The sequence below is a fragment of the Snodgrassella sp. W8135 genome (assembly GCF_016101225.1).
Classification (GTDB): Bacteria; Pseudomonadota; Gammaproteobacteria; order Burkholderiales; family Neisseriaceae; genus Snodgrassella; species Snodgrassella alvi.
This window is the reverse complement of record NZ_JACFQX010000002.1, coordinates 219,521-237,153: the sequence shown is the minus strand read 5'-3', so window position 1 is coordinate 237,153 and position 17,633 is coordinate 219,521. Positions and strand designations below refer to the sequence as shown.

At 41.6% G+C, this 17,633-nt stretch carries 18 protein-coding genes; 8 read left to right on the top strand and 10 right to left on the bottom strand.

The genetic code is table 11. The annotated features are described in order from the left end of the window. Positions 1 to 57: 57 nt before the first annotated feature. Both efp and earP read right to left on the bottom strand, forming a co-directional pair. Positions 58 to 618, bottom strand: coding sequence for an elongation factor P (efp, locus tag H3T75_RS07210; protein WP_025331610.1), 561 nt, complete (start codon positions 616 to 618; stop codon positions 58 to 60). A 43-nt stretch (positions 619 to 661) separates the two neighbouring features. Next, positions 662 to 1,858 carry an elongation factor P maturation arginine rhamnosyltransferase EarP gene (gene earP, locus H3T75_RS07205; protein ID WP_232339941.1) on the bottom strand — a complete coding sequence of 399 codons (1,197 nt, stop codon included), beginning with the start codon at positions 1,856 to 1,858 and terminating at the stop codon, positions 662 to 664. A 420-nt stretch (positions 1,859 to 2,278) separates the two neighbouring features. On the opposite strand from earP, the gene gyrA reads away from it, so the two are divergent. The 3 genes from gyrA to H3T75_RS07190 all read left to right on the top strand — a co-directional run bounded on the left by gyrA (position 2,279) and on the right by H3T75_RS07190 (position 6,132). Continuing rightward, positions 2,279 to 4,882: a DNA gyrase subunit A gene (gyrA, locus tag H3T75_RS07200; protein ID WP_084551383.1), complete on the top strand. Its 2,604-nt coding sequence runs from the start codon at positions 2,279 to 2,281 to the stop codon at positions 4,880 to 4,882. 167 nt (positions 4,883 to 5,049) lie between these two features. Next, positions 5,050 to 5,247 carry a (2Fe-2S)-binding protein gene (locus H3T75_RS07195; RefSeq protein ID WP_078475503.1) on the top strand — a complete coding sequence of 66 codons (198 nt, stop codon included), beginning with the start codon at positions 5,050 to 5,052 and terminating at the stop codon, positions 5,245 to 5,247. 243 nt (positions 5,248 to 5,490) lie between these two features. Continuing rightward, positions 5,491 to 6,132: a rhodanese-like domain-containing protein gene (locus H3T75_RS07190; RefSeq protein WP_198211377.1), complete on the top strand. Its 642-nt coding sequence runs from the start codon at positions 5,491 to 5,493 to the stop codon at positions 6,130 to 6,132. A gap of 316 nt (positions 6,133 to 6,448) precedes the next feature. Here H3T75_RS07190 and H3T75_RS07185 read toward each other — a convergent pair whose 3' ends face one another. From H3T75_RS07185 to H3T75_RS07175, 3 genes are all read right to left on the bottom strand, one after another. Next, positions 6,449 to 6,859 carry a GNAT family N-acetyltransferase gene (locus tag H3T75_RS07185; RefSeq protein ID WP_078475501.1) on the bottom strand — a complete coding sequence of 137 codons (411 nt, stop codon included), beginning with the start codon at positions 6,857 to 6,859 and terminating at the stop codon, positions 6,449 to 6,451. A gap of 112 nt (positions 6,860 to 6,971) precedes the next feature. Further along, the gene (locus tag H3T75_RS07180; RefSeq protein ID WP_370570084.1) at positions 6,972 to 7,487 is read right to left on the bottom strand and encodes an NAD(P)H-dependent oxidoreductase; all 516 of its coding nucleotides are present in this window, start codon (positions 7,485 to 7,487) and stop codon (positions 6,972 to 6,974) included. A 130-nt stretch (positions 7,488 to 7,617) separates the two neighbouring features. Next, on the bottom strand, positions 7,618 to 8,046 hold the full coding sequence (locus tag H3T75_RS07175; protein WP_100126288.1) for a MerR family transcriptional regulator: 429 nt from the start codon (positions 8,044 to 8,046) through the stop codon (positions 7,618 to 7,620). 364 nt (positions 8,047 to 8,410) lie between these two features. Between H3T75_RS07175 and H3T75_RS07170 the strand changes: the two genes are divergently transcribed. From H3T75_RS07170 to H3T75_RS07150, 5 genes are all read left to right on the top strand, one after another. Next, the gene (locus H3T75_RS07170; protein ID WP_198211376.1) at positions 8,411 to 9,979 is read left to right on the top strand and encodes a hypothetical protein; all 1,569 of its coding nucleotides are present in this window, start codon (positions 8,411 to 8,413) and stop codon (positions 9,977 to 9,979) included. Between the two features lie 160 nt (positions 9,980 to 10,139). Further along, a complete protein-coding gene (locus tag H3T75_RS11040; protein ID WP_144235878.1) occupies positions 10,140 to 10,274 on the top strand; it encodes a DNA polymerase beta superfamily protein in 135 nt (44 codons plus the stop codon). A 528-nt stretch (positions 10,275 to 10,802) separates the two neighbouring features. Then, positions 10,803 to 11,201 (top strand): cupin domain-containing protein, encoded by a 399-nt coding sequence (locus tag H3T75_RS07160; RefSeq protein WP_110414683.1) that lies wholly within the window; start codon positions 10,803 to 10,805, stop codon positions 11,199 to 11,201. Between the two features lie 30 nt (positions 11,202 to 11,231). After that, the gene (locus H3T75_RS07155; protein ID WP_025331619.1) at positions 11,232 to 11,558 is read left to right on the top strand and encodes a carboxymuconolactone decarboxylase family protein; all 327 of its coding nucleotides are present in this window, start codon (positions 11,232 to 11,234) and stop codon (positions 11,556 to 11,558) included. Between the two features lie 149 nt (positions 11,559 to 11,707). Further along, positions 11,708 to 12,451: an SDR family oxidoreductase gene (locus H3T75_RS07150; RefSeq protein WP_198211375.1), complete on the top strand. Its 744-nt coding sequence runs from the start codon at positions 11,708 to 11,710 to the stop codon at positions 12,449 to 12,451. Positions 12,452 to 12,773: 322 nt separating this feature from the next. On the opposite strand, the gene H3T75_RS07145 is transcribed toward H3T75_RS07150, so the two are convergent. From H3T75_RS07145 to H3T75_RS07125, 5 genes are read right to left on the bottom strand one after another with little or no spacing between them, the layout of a single operon-like run. Beyond that, positions 12,774 to 13,196, bottom strand: a complete 423-nt coding sequence (locus H3T75_RS07145) for a F0F1 ATP synthase subunit epsilon (protein WP_041881260.1) — start codon at positions 13,194 to 13,196, stop codon at positions 12,774 to 12,776. 10 nt (positions 13,197 to 13,206) lie between these two features. Continuing rightward, positions 13,207 to 14,604, bottom strand: coding sequence for a F0F1 ATP synthase subunit beta (atpD, locus tag H3T75_RS07140; protein ID WP_084548194.1), 1,398 nt, complete (start codon positions 14,602 to 14,604; stop codon positions 13,207 to 13,209). A gap of 33 nt (positions 14,605 to 14,637) precedes the next feature. Beyond that, positions 14,638 to 15,513: a F0F1 ATP synthase subunit gamma gene (gene atpG, locus H3T75_RS07135; RefSeq protein WP_025331623.1), complete on the bottom strand. Its 876-nt coding sequence runs from the start codon at positions 15,511 to 15,513 to the stop codon at positions 14,638 to 14,640. 24 nt (positions 15,514 to 15,537) lie between these two features. Next, complete coding sequence (atpA, locus tag H3T75_RS07130) at positions 15,538 to 17,082, bottom strand: F0F1 ATP synthase subunit alpha (RefSeq protein ID WP_084586236.1); 1,545 nt, start codon at positions 17,080 to 17,082, stop codon at positions 15,538 to 15,540. Between the two features lie 10 nt (positions 17,083 to 17,092). Continuing rightward, the gene (locus H3T75_RS07125) at positions 17,093 to 17,629 is read right to left on the bottom strand and encodes a F0F1 ATP synthase subunit delta (protein ID WP_078475494.1); all 537 of its coding nucleotides are present in this window, start codon (positions 17,627 to 17,629) and stop codon (positions 17,093 to 17,095) included. Between the last annotated feature and the right edge of the window lie 4 nt (positions 17,630 to 17,633).

Here is a 17,633-nt window from a genome sequence, read left to right as displayed (position 1 = left end):
CAACAATAAAACAGGCTGCCTGAAATCATTCAGACAGCCTGCCAGCAAGAAAATCAGTTAAGCGCGTTTACGGAATTCAAAAGTACGTGAATCAATTTCCACTTTATCGCCATTTTCAATATAAGCAGCTACCTGAATCTCGGCACCACCTACCAAACGTGCATTTTTCATTACTTTGCCAGAAGTGTCACCTTTTACTGCCGGTTCAGTATATTCCACTTCACGCACGATAATAGTAGGCAGTTCTACAGAAATAGCGCGGCCGTCATAGAAAGTTACTTCGCATTTTTCTTCCATGCCGTCTACAATAAACTTGATGGCATCGCCGATGTTTTCTGCTTCCACTTCATACTGATTGAATTCATCATCCATGAAAACATACATCGGATCAGCAAAATAGCTGTAAGTGCACTGTTTGCGATCCAGCACTACCACATCAAATTTTTCATCGGCTTTATAAACCGTTTCTGTAGCAGCACCAGTCAGCAGGTTTTTCAATTTCATTTTTACCACGGCAGCATTACGACCGGATTTATTGTATTCGGACTTCTGCACCACCATTGGATCATTGCCCACCATAAATACATTACCCGGGCGCAATTCTTGTGCGGTTTTCATCTTTAATCTAACTTCCAAAAATGTTCAGCAAATAATAAGTATATTATTTTAGCGGAAGATGGCTGAATCTGGCTAGTTTTTCCAGTGCATTGTCCTGCCTATGCAGCATTTCTGACCACGCAGCGGCTGATTTTACCCAACTTTGCCAATGCGCGCACAAATACTGCCAAGCCTGTTCACGTTTTAACGAACTCACAGCCCCTGCACCGTTCAGATCATCCGACAAAACAGTAAACGCCTGTCTGAGCTCTGCCGGCCAGCCTTGCATCGCCTTAAACCAGAATGAATGCAGCTTTTGCAGATGGACATCATCATCCTGACGGTAAATATGCCAGAAAAACGGTAATCCTGCCCATAATGCCCGGACAAAACTGTCTTCACCGCGCACAATAGCCGCATCTGCTAGCCACAGCAAACGGTCAAAGGCCGCCTGTGGTACAAACGGAATACGTACCAGCGTCACATTCCCCAGCTCACAGCTATCCCCTTCCTGCTGCAGCTCCTCCGGTGCAATTAATTTTGCCGCACGTAAACTTTCAATGACCTGTCCGCCGGCGAGCCACAACGTTACCGGCGTATCCGCCTGCTGCCACATAGCCATCCATTGTGCCCACTGACCGGAAGTATAAGCAAATACCAGCCATAACTGCCCTGTATACTGTAACGGCAAACCATATTCCAGCCTGAATGCCTGCTGAAGTTGCGGCTGTTGTCTGAATTTTTCCCGCTCAGCCAGATAATCCGGTTCCCGTAACAAACCGCCACTGTCCGCATCAATACCCATAAACCAGAAATACTTTTCCAGACCATTAGGCTGCAACGATGACATAGCATGTAAACCGACCGCCCAGTCTTCGGCGGTCAGATACTCCCAGTTCAGCCACAATGGCCGGCACTGCCCCATTCTTTCCAGTACCTGGGGCGGAAGCTCACAACCAAACGTTTCTATTACCAGTACCGGATCGGCAGCAGCAGACAGCTGTTGCTGCATCATGGCATCGCCCTGCCATGCTTCGATAGTAATCCGTGCCTGTTTTTCCGGTGCCGGCACTAGCTTATTAAGTGCATCAGTATCATCAATCCACAAACGCACATGCATGTGCAGATATTCAGCCAGCAGACAGCTTAGCCGCCAGCCTACGCCCGCATCACCATAATTATCAATTACCCGTACAAATACCCATGCCTCTGCCATAGACTCATCCGACAGCATAGTTTCAGGTAAATTTAAAACATGCATTAAAATTTCCTTACACACAGCACAACTTACTCACACATTCTCACTCTTTATCCTTTTGTCAACCATAAAACAGACTTGACAAACTGATTTTATCCACATGAATTAAGCAACGCATACTGAACCCTATAAAAAGCAAAAATAGCTGCGCACATGCATTTTATTTTTATAAATAATTGTTTTTAAACAATTTTATTTTAAGGCTTATTTTTTAAGCAAGCACATGCAAGTCTTGATTTATAGGCAATTATGCCTGCTCATCTTTCATTTTCCACAGATTTATCCACAAATATTGTGGGCATATCTTTAACCCCTTTAACAACAAGGTTTTTTATGCCAGATCATCTGCGTCATGAAAAATAATCAGAAACTAATCACCATTATGGTAAAATAAACCATGCTCTCTAAAGTAGTAAAGCCATTATGTCTGATGCACTTTTTGCCAAAGAAACCATAGCAGTATCACTTGAAGATGAAATGCGCAGTTCCTATCTGGATTACGCCATGAGCGTGATTGTAGGACGAGCCCTTCCTGATGTACGCGATGGGCTGAAACCGGTTCATCGTCGTGTGCTGTATGCAATGAACGAAGCGAATAACGACTGGAACCGGCCTTACAAAAAATCTGCGCGCATTGTCGGCGATGTTATTGGTAAATACCATCCGCACGGCGATACAGCAGTTTACGATACTATCGTACGTCTGGCGCAGGATTTCTCCATGCGTTATCTGCTGGTCGACGGACAGGGTAATTTCGGTTCCGTTGATGGCGACAGTGCAGCGGCTATGCGGTATACCGAAATCCGCATGACAAGAATTGCGCATGAGCTAATGGCTGATATCGAACAGGAAACTGTTGACTTTGTCCCGAATTATGACGGCAAAGAACAAGAGCCGGCGGTATTGCCAACACGTATTCCGACATTACTGATTAATGGTTCTTCCGGTATTGCCGTTGGTATGGCTACCAACATTCCGCCGCACAATATTAACGAAGTGATAGGCGGTGCCAAAGCCCTGCTGGCTAATGAAAACCTCAGTATTGACGAGCTTATCGATCTGATTCCTGCCCCGGATTTTCCGACTGGCGGTATTATTTACGGACTTTCAGGCGTGCGTGAAGGTTATCGTACCGGTCGCGGTCGCGTCATTATTCGTGGTAAAACCCATATCGAACCTATCGGACATCATGATGAACGCGAAGCAATCATTATTGATGAAATTCCGTATCAGGTAAATAAAGCCAGACTAGTCGAAAAAATCGGCGAACTGGTACGCAATAAAATTCTCGAAGGTATTTCAGACCTGCGCGACGAGTCGGACAGATCCGGCATGCGTGTGGTTATTGAGCTCAAACGCAATGAAAATAGCGAAGTTGTTCTTAATCAGCTGTATAAATTAACTCAGCTTCAGGACAGTTTCGGCATCAATATGGTGGCTCTGGTAGACGGTCAGCCGCGCCTGCTGAACCTGAAACAGATTCTGAATGAATTTCTGCGTCACCGTCGCGAAGTTGTTACCCGGCGTACCATGTTTAATCTGCGTAAAGCACGTGAACGCGGTCACCTGCTCGAAGGTCTGGCAGTAGCTCTGTCTAATGTCGATGAAATCATTGCCCTGATTAAATCATCTCCTACCCCTTCAGAAGCCAAAATCGCTTTAACCTCACGGGCATGGCGTCCTGATCTGGTTAAAAACATGCTCGTACGCAGCGATATTGATGCAAAATTGATCAAGCCTCAGAATTTACCGGAAAATACCGGTCTGAGTGCTGACGGCTATTTCCTTTCCGACGCGCAGGCACAGGCCATTCTCGAAATGCGTCTGCAACGTCTTACCGGTTTGGAACAGGATAAAATTGTCGATGAATACAAAACTATCCTTGATAATATTGTCGACTTACTTGATATTCTTGCCAAACCGGCTCGTATCAACCAGATTATTCATGATGAGCTGACCGCCATCCAGCAACAATTCGGAGATGAACGTCGCAGCGAAATCAACACTTTTGGTGGCGACATTGCCGATGAAGACCTGATACCGAAACGTGACATGGTGGTTACACTGACTCACGGCGGCTATATCAAAACCCAGCAGGCAGATGACTATCAGGCACAACGGCGTGGCGGTCGTGGTAAACAGGCTACTGCCACCAAAGATGAAGACTTTATTGAAACTCTGTTTATCGCCAATACACACGACTACCTGCTGTGTTTCACCAGCTTGGGTAAATGCCACTGGATTAAAGTATACAAACTGCCTGAAGGCGGCCGCAACAGCCGTGGGCGGCCGGTTAACAACCTGATTCAGCTTGAAGAAGGTGAAAAAATTAACACCATTCTGCCAGTACGTGAATTCAGCGAAAATGAATACGTCTTTATGTGTACCGAACAGGGTATCGTTAAGAAAACCTCACTAATCGATTTTTCACGTCCGCGCTCAGCCGGCATTATCGCCCTCGGACTGGATGAAGGTGACCATCTGATTGGTGCGGTTAAAACTGCCGGTAAACATGACATCATGTTGTTTTCCAATGGTGGTAAAGCCGTACGTTTCAGTGAAGACAATGTTCGTCCGATGGGACGCAGTGCCCGCGGTGTACGCGGCATGAAACTGGCTGAAAATAACCAGGTAATCAGCCTGCTGGCCTATGATGCTGAAGAAGATAGCGACAAACTGGTACTGACCGCCACAGCCAACGGCTTTGGTAAACGCACTGCTGTTGATGACTACCGTCGTTCCGGCCGTGGTACTCAGGGCGTAATTGCCATCGATACCGGTGAACGTAATGGTGACCTCGTAGCCGCTACACTCGTAGCCGATAGCGACGACCTGATGCTGATTACCAGTGGCGGTGTACTGATTCGTACCAAAGTCGATCAGATCCGTTCTACCGGTCGTGCCGCTGCCGGTGTTAAACTGATTAACCTGGATGAAGGCGAAAAACTGGTCAGCCTCGAACGTATTGCTGAAGCAGAAGAAAACAGCGATAACGAAGTAGATATACTGGATACACCAGAAGCTTAATTCCGACATTTAAAAGCATAAAGCCGACTTTCCCAGTCGGCTTTATTTTTACCGGTATAAACATAATCAGCTTTCAGACAGCATAAAATCCACTACTTGATAATAATAATGAAATCCACTATCATCTTTACCCACAAAAGAAACCAAACACACACAAAGGACAAAACATGTACGTTTGTCTGTGCAATGCCATTACTGATCGCCAGATAAAAGAAACTGTTGCTGCCGGCGCCTCAAGTCTCACTGATTTACAGGCTCAGCTTGGTGTAGCCACTTGTTGTGGCTGCTGTGCTGATTTAGCCAGCTCATTCCTGTCCTGCCATCAGGATCGTCAGATTAATTGCACCAAAGCGGACAACACATAAAAATTTGGTACTCATACGAATAATTAACCGCTATTTTCTTTACTGCATTATTTATTTATCAACCAATTCATATTTTTATCTTTTAACTAAATATAGATAAATTATTTATAATTATTTGCACTACCCAAATTAACAAAACCATATATTTTACATAAATCAACAAATAGGCATATAAGAACACATAAGCCCTTTGGTTTGTTTATTATGTTCAATGTTTTGTTTTTTACTTAAAGGGAGCAATAAATGAAAAAGAATAATCTGATAAAACACTATTTTCTTACATCAAGCTTAGCGATATTAATTACATTAGCATTACCTGCTACTGCAAAAACCACTACCAGAGTTAATAAAGCTGAAGTTGATCGTTTATCGAATTATTTTATAGCTCAGGATAAATCAGTCAGCAGCAAAATTGATTTTGATGGTTACATGAAATTAGCCGAAGAAGTAAAACGATACAGAGCTAAAAGACTTCTTCCTTTAAACCAATTTTTGGCCAAATCCAAAAATTCAAAAACCATTATTTTGGACTCCAGATCTAAAGAAATGTATGACAGAAAACATTTGAAAGGGGCTATTCATCTGAATTTCTCCGACTATAATCAGATTAGCCTATACAGATTAATTCCAGATAAAAATACAACCATTCTCATTTATTGCAATAATAATTTTATAGATGACCAGGAAAACTTTGCCAGTAAAATGGCAGTAACACCAAAAGACCTGAACGGACTGCCATCTTATCGTAATAAGATCAGTTTAGCCCTTAATATACCTACCTTTATCAATCTATACGGATATGGCTATCGTAATGTTTACGAATTAGGAGATCTCGTTTCTGTTAACGATAAAAGATTAAAATTTGAAGGTAGCGAAGTTAAATAAATCATTTATCGCACAAATCATTAAACCCATCTATTCTGACTATTCACATGAATAGTCAGAATAAGTTCCGTACTTACTTTTTTCTCTCTGTTAATTGAAACCATACTAAGTTATTAACTTGCAGGCGAATACCAATATCACCTTCAGGAGCAAAACAGGAATCCGCCATCATAGCCCTGCCCTTATTTTGTGATTATCTGCCAAGCCATCATGATGCCCCACTGCACTGATATCTGAAAAACGCTGTTTTTGCCAAACCTGCATGTCCGGCACCCGGCACGACAAAAGAATAATCAATAGCAACGAACTGTATTTACTATCCTAACGGTTTCTTTAAAACCCATGCAGATGTATGAGCAGTAAAACCGATATGACCATAATAGTCGACAGCCTGTGGAGCAGCAATTAAAACAATTCCGGCATTCTCTCCAGTATTTTTCTGAATTTCCCGAATCAACTGCTTACCAATACCCTGCTTTTGATAGCGCTCATCAACAGCCAAATCAGCCAGATAAGTAATATAAACAAAATCAGTTAAACAGCGCGCAATACCTACCAACTTCTGTCCGTCCCATGCTGTAATAATTAAATTTGCATTATTCAGCATAGACTGAAAACGGGATTTATCCGTAATCGGACGCCGTTCCCCCAGACTGCAATTTCGGTAAAGATTCAGCGTTTCTTCGAGTTCGGGTTTGATATTAGAACGGTAAGCAATATTATTCATACATAATACCTCCAGTAAACGAACAAAGTATTAACTTCACATACAGATACAGTGAAAAACTAATTTGTACAGATGAAACCAACTAATAACCCTGTTCATGGTTCAGCATACTTTAAAATTTGTTTAGAAACTCAATATAATCAGCAGCACTTTGATTGATTGCCTGCGGAGTAATTGTTACTAATAAAGCATCTGTATTAGCGCCAAACAAAGAAAATGCACCCTGATAATTTGCTTTAACATAATGTAAAGTCATTTCATACGGACGCAGAACTGCCGTTAAATCATAAGGTGCCCGATAATCCTGTTCCGAACTTCCCATAGAAACAGCCAAACCGATTTTTCGATCTTTAAGCTGAGTCCCGCGGGAACAATATGCCCATCCGTAGGTTAAAACATCATCAAACCACTGTTTCATTAGTGGCGGGCAGTTAAACCAGTAAACCGGAAATTGCCAGATCAGACTACCATATACCTCTACCAAAGCCTGCTCTTTCTCCACATCAATCTTACCGTCCGGATAAGACTGATACAGCTCATGCACCGTAAATTTTTCCGGAAATTTTTTTACTTCTTCAATCCAGCGTTTATTGACTAAAGAATGTTCAATATCAGGATGCGCTACAATAATCAGTATTTTTTCATTTTATTCCCCTTGGTTGTTTGATTACTAAATATAAATAAAAATTATCTTATCCGAACATATCCGAATTTCAGTTTACAGTACAGCCTGCACTTAAACCAGACAGAGCACAGTATTACAGACTATGGCCGTTGCTGATTAAATATTCAGCAAAACTCACCTGTTCAGATAAAAGACCCTGCTGCCGTCGCTGATACCATTCAATCTTGTCATTCAAAATCTGCAGATGTTTTTGCAGTTTTGCCAGCTGTTGCAAAAAATCATCACGGGTCTGTAACAACAACTCCAGCCGCTCAGCAATAGTTATATCCCCCTGACTGCGCAGCAACACATACTGCTGAAGCTGTTCCATACTCATACCGGTATTTTTCAGATGCAAAATAAAACGCATCCAATCAACGTCCTTTTCGGTATAGAAACGACGCTGATTGACAGAGCGCTGCGGAGAAATCAGCCCAAGACTTTCATAATACCGGACAGTTGCCGGCGTTAATCCGAATATATCCGCAAAAGCACGGATACTGTATTGTTGTGACTCTGTCATTCTTGTTCCCATCACTAAAATAAAGCTCAAACAACTTAAAATATCATTTCATATTAAAAACTAAGTAATAGCAAATCAGGCAAAACAAACAGACTGAGCAATAACTTGCCTGCCTAACCTTTTTAATGCGTAAAATAAAGAATCAATCTGTATAAAAATAGTAATAAAACTTTGATAATGAATAAAAAATATAATTTAAAATAGATATTCAGATAATAATACAGGAAAGCATATGCTTAATATATTGCTAAGGTATAATCAAACCACCACAGCAAAATCAGACAGTACTGGTAACCGTACTTAATTTTTTACCAGAGATTAACACCATACATAAAACTCTAAAATATTAAAAATCTGAAAATTAATGGAATACCTGAATAATATTAATTGCCAACACTTTCCATTGGTATGGGATAACCATAAAACCAGTATTTATCAGTTTTTACTCCCTTATCAAAACGCGGATAAACTTCCCGAAACGGCCAAAATTCTGCCTGATCACTCCTTAGATAGTAGAAAAATAAAACAGGCAGCAAGAATGAGGGATGGAATTACAAATTATCATAGTGCCTCTGCAGAACAAAGTTGTGAAGAAAAAATTTTAGCATTACTCACCAAAATAACTGCGCAACCTAATCAATCAGATATCGAAACACTTTACACCCTAGTCCAAACAGGACGAACCTTAAGTTATATTGAAGATTTAACTGAGGAAATACCCAAACTCATTATTGATTTTAATAAATTATACGAATTTATTTATTGGCTAGCACTTAATAGTCCGGATCGTGAAATCATTAAATTCTGTATTGCCATATTAGGATGTTTTACTACCGAACAAACAGAATTATTTTTGTTATTTGGTATGCATGAAGAATTTTCATTATATTCTGCTGGCGCATTACAAAATACACTATCATCTGAAACCGATATTGAAAATGCCTTGCTGACATTAGCAAAAAAAATTGATAGTTGGGGACGTATTCATATCATTTATCGCTTAGTAACATATCCGTTATCATCATCAACAAAAGACTGGTTGCTAAGATCCGGCTATCGAAATAGTTTGATGAATGAATATCTTGCTTACACCTGTGCAATGTCAGGTGAATTAGATAAAGCTCTAGCGCATAAAACCATTGATAGTGAATTAATCAGCTCCACAAGTGAAATTATTGAAGCGCTGATAAACGGCGGATCCACTCAGGATATGCATAACTATGCTGCTGGTGCTAAAGTCTGTCTAAATTATTTAACCCATTTACTCAATCTACCAAATTTAACGGATCTGAAAATATTACGAACCGTTTGGTTATTACACGATTTTGTGATTAATAAAGTAAACGATTATTATCCAAACTGGGATAAGCAAATCAAAAATCAAATAATCAACAAAGCAAATGAGGTAATTAAGCAGGATAAATGGTTAGACTTGATTAAAAATGCGCTAACAACTAATAATACGCAACAATTTCAGCTAGCTGCAAACCTTTATACACAATATGGCTTTGATGCATGGGAAGCACATTTTGAACATCAAAAAAATTATCATAGCGATCAGTGGTCTTATTTACTACTAAGTGATTCATTACCGAGAATAAAGCAAGTTATTCAATTAGCTAATCAACAATATGATTTTGCTAAAATCGCAACAGGCCCTGCATTAATCCATGAATATGAAACAGAAATTGACACACATAATTTATTAGATTTGATTTTACAAGAACTCAATCACTTTCCCGGTGTTGGAGAAGACTTAATCTTAATCGGCTTGAATAGCCCGGTAATACAAAACCGCAATACAGCATTAAATACTCTAGAAGCTTGGGATCGGTCATCTTGGTCAGAAAGAATTAAAACCGCAATTCAAGAACTGGCAATTATTGAACCTGATGAAAAAATTAAACACAGAATCATCACGTTATTAACTTAAGACAATGATTGATAGCCTTATTCTTAAAACAATCTTTATAAAATTAATTAACAGAGATGTTTATTACATAGGCAAAACCGAATTAAACAGAACTGACTGCATTAAAGCAGCAAAATAATATCAAAATTATTTTGCCTGCTAATCAGGCAGCCGCACTTAGATATTTCCTTCACTTAGTAGTGATTATGATGTGGGTTTTATATATGTTCATCCGGTTGCTAAATACTTATTAATTGATAATCCGGCTTCTCTTTTGACTTTTCCATTTAATAATAAATTGGATTTACATGGATGAGATTTGAAAAAAACCTTACAACTGCTTCGAAAATCGAATACCAGGCCATTTGAGTAATTATAATCACCTATTATTTATCAGCAAAATGCTGCTATTGTCCATCCTATTCAATCCATTAGAAAGAGTGAGCAAACCCATCAATATAATAAATCAGTCCGAATGGTCAAAAAAGATAGTAGACAGAATCTCTACGAAAGCTTCTTTGTCTACAGCGAAATCGGAAGCCAACCCAACCAGACTACTAAAACTTTTCGATATGCTGGCAGAAAGGAATAATACAAAGAATAAGAAATTCGTGGTATCAAATATATTTAAAAAGCATATTTTTCGTCATATCTAAGATGAAGACAGATATTCTTAAAACAACTGCTAAACTCCTAAAACTGAATCTACAATCTTATAACTTTAATCTTTGCATAATTAAAACTATATCTAAAGTTAATGGTTCTGGCTCAACACAAAATAACTCTTGAGTTAAAGTTAACTTTAAGTTTTATACTCAAATACTGATAACAACATGAGTAAGCCATGTCTACAGCATTCAAACAGATCTTTCCGCAAGGCAAGATTAATATTAATTATGCACAATATTTTATCGGCCAAAGCTATTTATGTAACTTAGCCGCTATCGATGAACAAATAGATGTCGATGTTAGCAATGTTACTTTTGAGCCGGGCTGCCATAATCACTGGCACAAACATCTGCATGGCTATCAGATTCTGCTTGTTACAGCAGGACAAGGCTGGTATCAGGAAGCAGATAAACCAGCGCGACTGTTAAATCCTGGGGATTCTGTAGTCATTCATGCCGGAGTCAAACACTGGCATGGTGCCACTAAAGACAGCTGGTTCAGCCATATAGCCATTACTAAAGGTCAAAGTGAATGGCTGGAACCGGTAGACAGCATTGATTACAACAATCTTTAACTTATCTTTTTTAATATATAGGAGAAAACCATGAAAAAACAGACAGCAGGCCATGATTTATTAGGTGATTTTGCCCCCTTGTTTGCACATTTTAATGATGAAGTACTTTTTGGAGAGGTGTGGTCTCGCGAACAGCAATTACCGGCACATCAGCGCAGCATGATTACTATTGCCGCACTGATCAGTGCCGGTAACTTTGAGCAGTTACGGCCGCATTTAAACATCGGACGACAAAACGGTATTACTGAAACTGAAATCGTTGAGATTATCACTCATCTGGCTTTTTATGTTGGCTGGCCCAAAGCATGGTCAGCATTTAATCTGGCTAAAGAAATATATCACGATACTAAAAAGTAATCTGTGCAATAATCATCATATCAAACAAATTAATTGTCAGATTATAGACTTATTTGCAAACTATTCTGATTTGTTTGAAGACAGTAAATGCCGGTTTATTAAATTTTCTGCCGGTAATGTTCAATTTTACAATCTGCAAAGGAATAAATATGAGTGTTCAGAATAAGGTTGTTATTATTACCGGTGCATCATCCGGTATTGGTGCGGCAACAGCCCGCTTACTGGCTCGGAACGGAGCTAAAGTTGTTCTGGCAGCACGCCGTGAACAGCAACTGCAATTATTGCAACAGGAAATTACTCAATCTGGCGGTCAGGCAATTTATCAGGTTACAGATGTGCGTCAGCCGGAACAACTGCAGACACTGGTCGATCTGGCACAAAAACATTTTCAGGGCGTTGATGTGATATTCAATAACGCCGGAATCATGCCTAACTCACCAATCAGTGCCGTTCAAACTCAACAGTGGAATGACATGATTGATATTAATCTGAAAGGTGTGCTAAACGGTATAGCTGCAGTGATGCCGATTTTTACTAAACAAAAATCGGGACATATTATTACCACCTCTTCTATAGCCGGTATCAAAAGCTTTATGGGTTGTGGTGTTTATGGAGCCACCAAATTTGCTGTACGCAATCTGATGGAAGTGATCCGGCAGGAAAGTGCAACCGAACAAACCAATATTCGCACCACTACCCTATATCCGGCTGCAATCAATACCGAGCTTTTACAAAGCATTACCGATACTGCTGTTTTACAAAGTATGACTGAACTCTATAAACAGGTAGGCATCAGCCCTGACGCCATTGCGCGCGTAGTAAATTTTGCTATTGAACAACCTGAAGATACCAATATTAGTGAATTAACTATTTATCCGACTAAACAAGCATAGAAGTTAAATGTGATTTACCAACAAGAGTGTAATATTCATCTGTTTGAGCCGATATTACACTCTTATTACGTGAGCTGATACGGAGTGAATCACGATCATTTATATTTTTTCTTCATATATAGCATAGTTGCCTGTATGCAATAAAATATTCAGCATAATCAGATACCATTAAACAACTAAATGATGTATATCTAATGAATTCATTGTTGATAACATTCGATTGAATCTGTGCAGATATAAAAAGCCCGGACAAATTGTCCGGGCTTTTCAACATCTCAGTCAGGCAATCAGATAGTTATAGATTGATTGCCATCAAAGTTGTTTATTTTCGATGCGTGCGCAAGTAGTCCAGCGTTTTCAGTTGGGCAATTGCCGCAGCTAAAGCCACATGTGCTTTTACCAGAGAAACATCATCTTTGGCTTCATGTATACCTGATTCTGCTGCTTTTTTAGCCTCTTCGGCACGCTGCTGATCCATTTCTTCACTGCGAACGGCCACGTCCGCCAACAGCGTAAGCTTATCCGGCTGTACTTCCAGGACACCACCTGATACGGCTACCAGAATTTCTTCTTTCTGGCCAGGCACTGTTAAACGCAGGGCACCAGGACGCACCAGGCTCATAATGGGTTCATGGCGAGGATAAATACCAAGCTCACCTTCCAGAGTAGGCACGACTACAAAACTTGCTTCTCCGGAGTAGATGCTTTCTTCATTACTCACCACTTCCACTTGCATGGTACTCATCAAGTGCTCCTTAGTTTAGGGTTTTCGCTTTTTCAGCGGCTTCTTCGATATTGCCTACCATGTAGAAAGCCTGTTCCGGCAAGTGATCATATTCACCGCTCAGAATAGCCTTAAAGCCGGCAATAGTATCACGCAGAGATACATATTTACCCGGCGCACCGGTAAATACTTCCGCTACGTGGAAAGGCTGTGACAAAAAGCGCTGAATTTTACGCGCACGGTTTACAGTCAGCTTGTCTTCATCAGACAATTCATCCATACCCAGAATTGCAATAATATCGTTCAATTCTTTGTATTTTTGCAGAGTAGTCTGTACACCGCGTGCAACATCATAATGTTCCTGACCGATTACAGCAGGATCAAGCTGACGGGAAGTGGAATCCAGCGGATCTACAGCAGGATAAATACCTAAAGAGGCAATATCACGGCTCAGCACGACTGTAGCATCCAAGTGGGCAAAAGTAGTAGCCGGAGACGGGTCAGTCAGGTCATCCGCAGGTACATATACGGCCTGAATAGACGTGATAGAACCAGTTTTAGTGGAAGCGATACGCTCCTGTAAGCGTCCCATCTCTTCAGCCAGTGTCGGCTGATAACCCACAGCAGACGGCATACGTCCTAATAGTGCAGATACTTCAGTACCGGCCAGTGTATAACGGTAAATGTTATCGATGAACAGCAATACATCGCGACCTTTACCATTTTCATCTTTTTCATCACGGAAATATTCCGCCATGGTCAGCCCGGTTAATGCCACACGCAGACGGTTACCTGGTGGCTCATTCATCTGACCATACACCATCGCTACTTTATCCAGTACGTTGGAATCTTTCATCTCGTGATAAAAGTCGTTACCTTCACGGGTACGTTCACCAACGCCGGCAAACACAGACAAACCACTGTGTGCTTTAGCAATATTATTAATCAGTTCCATCATGTTTACGGTTTTACCCACACCGGCACCACCGAACAGACCAACTTTACCGCCTTTAGCAAACGGGCACAGCAAATCAATCACCTTGATGCCGGTTTCCAGCAATTCAGTAGAGCTGGAAAGTTCATCAAATTTCGGTGCCTGCTGATGAATAGAACGGGTAGTATCGGTTTTGATTTCACCTGCTTCATCTACTGGGTGACCCAAAACGTCCATAATCCGGCCCAGAGTCGCTGTACCTACCGGTACGGTAATCGGAGCACCGGTATTGATTACGGCCATACCGCGTTTCAGACCATCGGAAGTACCCATCGGAATGGTACGTACAATACCATCACCCAGTAACTGTTCAACTTCCAGAGTTAAATCAGTATCAACCAGTTTAAGAGCGTCATACACATTGGGGATAGAATCATGCGGAAATTCAACGTCCACTACCGCACCAATGATTTGTACGATTTTGCCTTGGCTCATTATCGCATCCTAAGTTTATTTGACCTGTGCTGCTTAAACAGCAGCAGCACCGGCCACAATTTCTGACAACTCTGTGGTAATCGCTGCCTGACGCGATTTGTTATATATCAGACGCAATTCTTTAATGGCATTGCTTGCATTATCAGTAGCAGCTTTCATCGCTACCATACGTGCAGCCTGTTCGGCAGCCATATTTTCAGATAAGGCCTGATAAACCACAGACTCTAAATAACGGCGGACTAAAAATTCCAGCACCTGCTGTGGTGATGGTTCGTATACATATTCCCAGCCGAACTCTTTGCTTTCAGATACTTCATCCAGAACATTCTGACCAATCGGCAACAGGGTTTCCAGACGTGCTTCCTGACGCATAGTATTGATAAAACCGGCATAAACCAGATAAATAGCATCCAGTTTACCTTCGGCATAGCGCTGGAAAATTTCCGTTAACGGACCTAATAATGTAGCTACTTTGGGTGTATCACCCAAACCCACAGCACTGGCAATGACATTCAGACCCACACGGTTACAGGCTGCCAGCCCTTTACCGCCCAGACACACAATCTCTGCATCCAGACCATTCTGCTCACATTCCTGCACCTTATGAAAGAATGCTTTTAAAATATTTGCATTCAATCCGCCGCACAAGCCTTTATCTGTGGTAATAACAATAAAGCCAACACGCTTGCTGTCATTATTACTGCGCAATAAAGGTACATTATGAGTAGAATGGGTTTGTGCCAGATGGCTCATCACCAGACGAATTTTATCGGCATACGGACGCGCCTGACGCATCCGTTCCTGAGTCTTCCGCATTTTAGAGGTTGACACCATCTGCATCGCTTTAGTGATCTTTTGAGTATTCTGAACACTGCGAATTCTGGTGAGAATCTCTTTTCCTACTGCCATTTCAGACTCCTTTCAATAACACGCTTACGCAAAGCTGTAAGACGATTTGAAGGTCTTCATGGCGTCGTCCAATGCTTTGGCATTATCATCGCTCAAAGCGCCGGTTGTATCAATGTCCTGTAACACATTCGGACACTGGGTACGCACATAGCTTAAAAATTCTGCTTCAAAGGCCAATGCTTTTGATACCGGCACATCATCATAAGAGCCGTTATTAATCGCCCACAGTGTCAGCGCCATTTCACCTGTGCTCAGTGTACTGAACTGCTTCTGTTTCATCAGTTCCGTCACAACTTCACCATGACGCAGCTGTTTACGGGTAGCTTCATCCAGATCAGAAGCAAACTGCGAGAATGCAGCCAGTTCACGGTACTGTGCCAGTGCCAGACGAATACCGCCGCCCAGCTTTTTAATGACTTTAGTCTGTGCTGCACCACCTACACGGGATACTGAAATACCGGCATTGATAGCAGGACGAATACCAGAGTTAAACAGGTCTGTTTCCAGGAATATCTGACCGTCTGTAATCGAAATTACATTAGTAGGTACGAATGCAGATACGTCACCGGCCTGAGTTTCAATAATTGGCAAAGCAGTCAGAGAACCGGTTTTACCTTTAACGGCACCTTTGGTCAGTTCTTCTACCTCATGTGCATTAATGCGGGAAGCACGTTCCAGCAGACGTGAATGCAGATAGAATACATCACCCGGATAAGCCTCACGGCCTGGCGGACGACGCAAAAGCAGGGAAATCTGACGATACGCCACAGCCTGTTTAGACAGGTCATCGTATACAATCAGCGCATCTTCACCGTTATCACGGAAATATTCACCCATACTGCAACCGGCATATGGCGCAATATATTGCAGTGCAGCTGCTTCTGATGCAGTGGCAGCAATAATGATGGTGTGATCCATGGCACCATGTTCTTCCAGTTTACGTACTACACTGGCAATGGAAGAAGCTTTCTGACCGATAGCAACATAGATACAGATAACACCGGTATCTTTCTGATTAACAATGGCATCAAGTGCCACGGCTGTTTTACCAGTCTGACGGTCACCAATAATCAGCTCACGCTGACCACGACCAATCGGTACCATTGAGTCAATGGCTTTCAAACCGGTTTGCATTGGCTGATCTACAGACTGACGTGCAATCACCCCGGGAGCAATTTTTTCTACCGGAGCAGTGTGTGTAGTATTAATCGGACCTTTGCCATCGATCGGGCGGCCAAGTGCATCAACTACGCGACCAATCAGTTCACGGCCAACCGGTACTTCCAGAATTCGGCCGGTACAGGTAACTTCGTCACCTTCCTTAATATGTTCTGATTCACCCAGAATCACGGCACCTACAGAATCGCGCTCCAGGTTCATGGCGAGACCAAATGTATTGCCGGGAAACTCGAGCATTTCACCTTGCATCACGTCTGATAAGCCGTGAACGCGAACAATCCCGTCAGTTACAGACATTACAGTACCGCGGGTACGTAATTCTGAATCAACGTTCAGGTTTGCGATTTTAGCTTTAATCAAATCGCTAATTTCAGCAGGATTAAGCTGCATGAAAACTCTCCTAATTCATCAATGCCGTATGCAGGCTGTTTAATCTGCCTTGCACCGACAAATCCAATACTTGGTCACCAACTTCTACTTTTACGCCACCAATCAATTCCGGGGCAACCACCTGACGCGCTTTCAACCGGCTTTTGAAATGGGCTTCCATATCTAAAACGACTTGTGTAAATTGTTGTTCGTCAATGGGATAAGCCGTGTATACAGTGGCCTCTTTTATGTCGTTTAGGGACAAAGCATAGTCTTGGAATAACGTATAAATTTCTGGCAAAACTGTTAAGCGTTTGTTCTGCGCTAACAGAAAGATGAAATTTTTTAATTCATCAGCCGGCGTAAAATCCACTAATGACAGGATTTGTTTTGCCTTTTCTGTGTATTCGCATTCCGGCTCGTCAATCAGTAACTGCACTTTGGGTTGCAGAATAATTTCAGCCAGTGTTTTCAGTTCGTCCAACCAAGACTCAATTTGATTCTGTTCTTGTGCCAGACTGAATAATGCCTTTGCATATGGTCTGGCTATGGTTGCGAACTCAGCCATGGGA

Coding starts and splice junctions, on each gene's coding strand:
- H3T75_RS07160 (WP_110414683.1), top strand. CDS start 10,803: ATGTCTACAGCATTCAAACAGATCTTTCCGCAAGGCAAGATTAATATT.
- atpG (WP_025331623.1), bottom strand. CDS start 15,513: ATGGCAGTAGGAAAAGAGATTCTCACCAGAATTCGCAGTGTTCAGAAT.
- H3T75_RS07145 (WP_041881260.1), bottom strand. CDS start 13,196: ATGAGTACCATGCAAGTGGAAGTGGTGAGTAATGAAGAAAGCATCTAC.
- H3T75_RS07170 (WP_198211376.1), top strand. CDS start 8,411: ATGGAATACCTGAATAATATTAATTGCCAACACTTTCCATTGGTATGG.
- atpA (WP_084586236.1), bottom strand. CDS start 17,082: ATGCAGCTTAATCCTGCTGAAATTAGCGATTTGATTAAAGCTAAAATC.
- H3T75_RS07125 (WP_078475494.1), bottom strand. CDS start 17,629: ATGGCTGAGTTCGCAACCATAGCCAGACCATATGCAAAGGCATTATTC.
- gyrA (WP_084551383.1), top strand. CDS start 2,279: ATGTCTGATGCACTTTTTGCCAAAGAAACCATAGCAGTATCACTTGAA.
- H3T75_RS07195 (WP_078475503.1), top strand. CDS start 5,050: ATGTACGTTTGTCTGTGCAATGCCATTACTGATCGCCAGATAAAAGAA.
- earP (WP_232339941.1), bottom strand. CDS start 1,858: ATGCATGTTTTAAATTTACCTGAAACTATGCTGTCGGATGAGTCTATG.
- H3T75_RS07190 (WP_198211377.1), top strand. CDS start 5,491: ATGAAAAAGAATAATCTGATAAAACACTATTTTCTTACATCAAGCTTA.
- H3T75_RS07150 (WP_198211375.1), top strand. CDS start 11,708: ATGAGTGTTCAGAATAAGGTTGTTATTATTACCGGTGCATCATCCGGT.
- efp (WP_025331610.1), bottom strand. CDS start 618: ATGAAAACCGCACAAGAATTGCGCCCGGGTAATGTATTTATGGTGGGC.
- H3T75_RS07155 (WP_025331619.1), top strand. CDS start 11,232: ATGAAAAAACAGACAGCAGGCCATGATTTATTAGGTGATTTTGCCCCC.
- H3T75_RS07175 (WP_100126288.1), bottom strand. CDS start 8,046: ATGACAGAGTCACAACAATACAGTATCCGTGCTTTTGCGGATATATTC.
- H3T75_RS07185 (WP_078475501.1), bottom strand. CDS start 6,859: ATGAATAATATTGCTTACCGTTCTAATATCAAACCCGAACTCGAAGAA.
- atpD (WP_084548194.1), bottom strand. CDS start 14,604: ATGAGCCAAGGCAAAATCGTACAAATCATTGGTGCGGTAGTGGACGTT.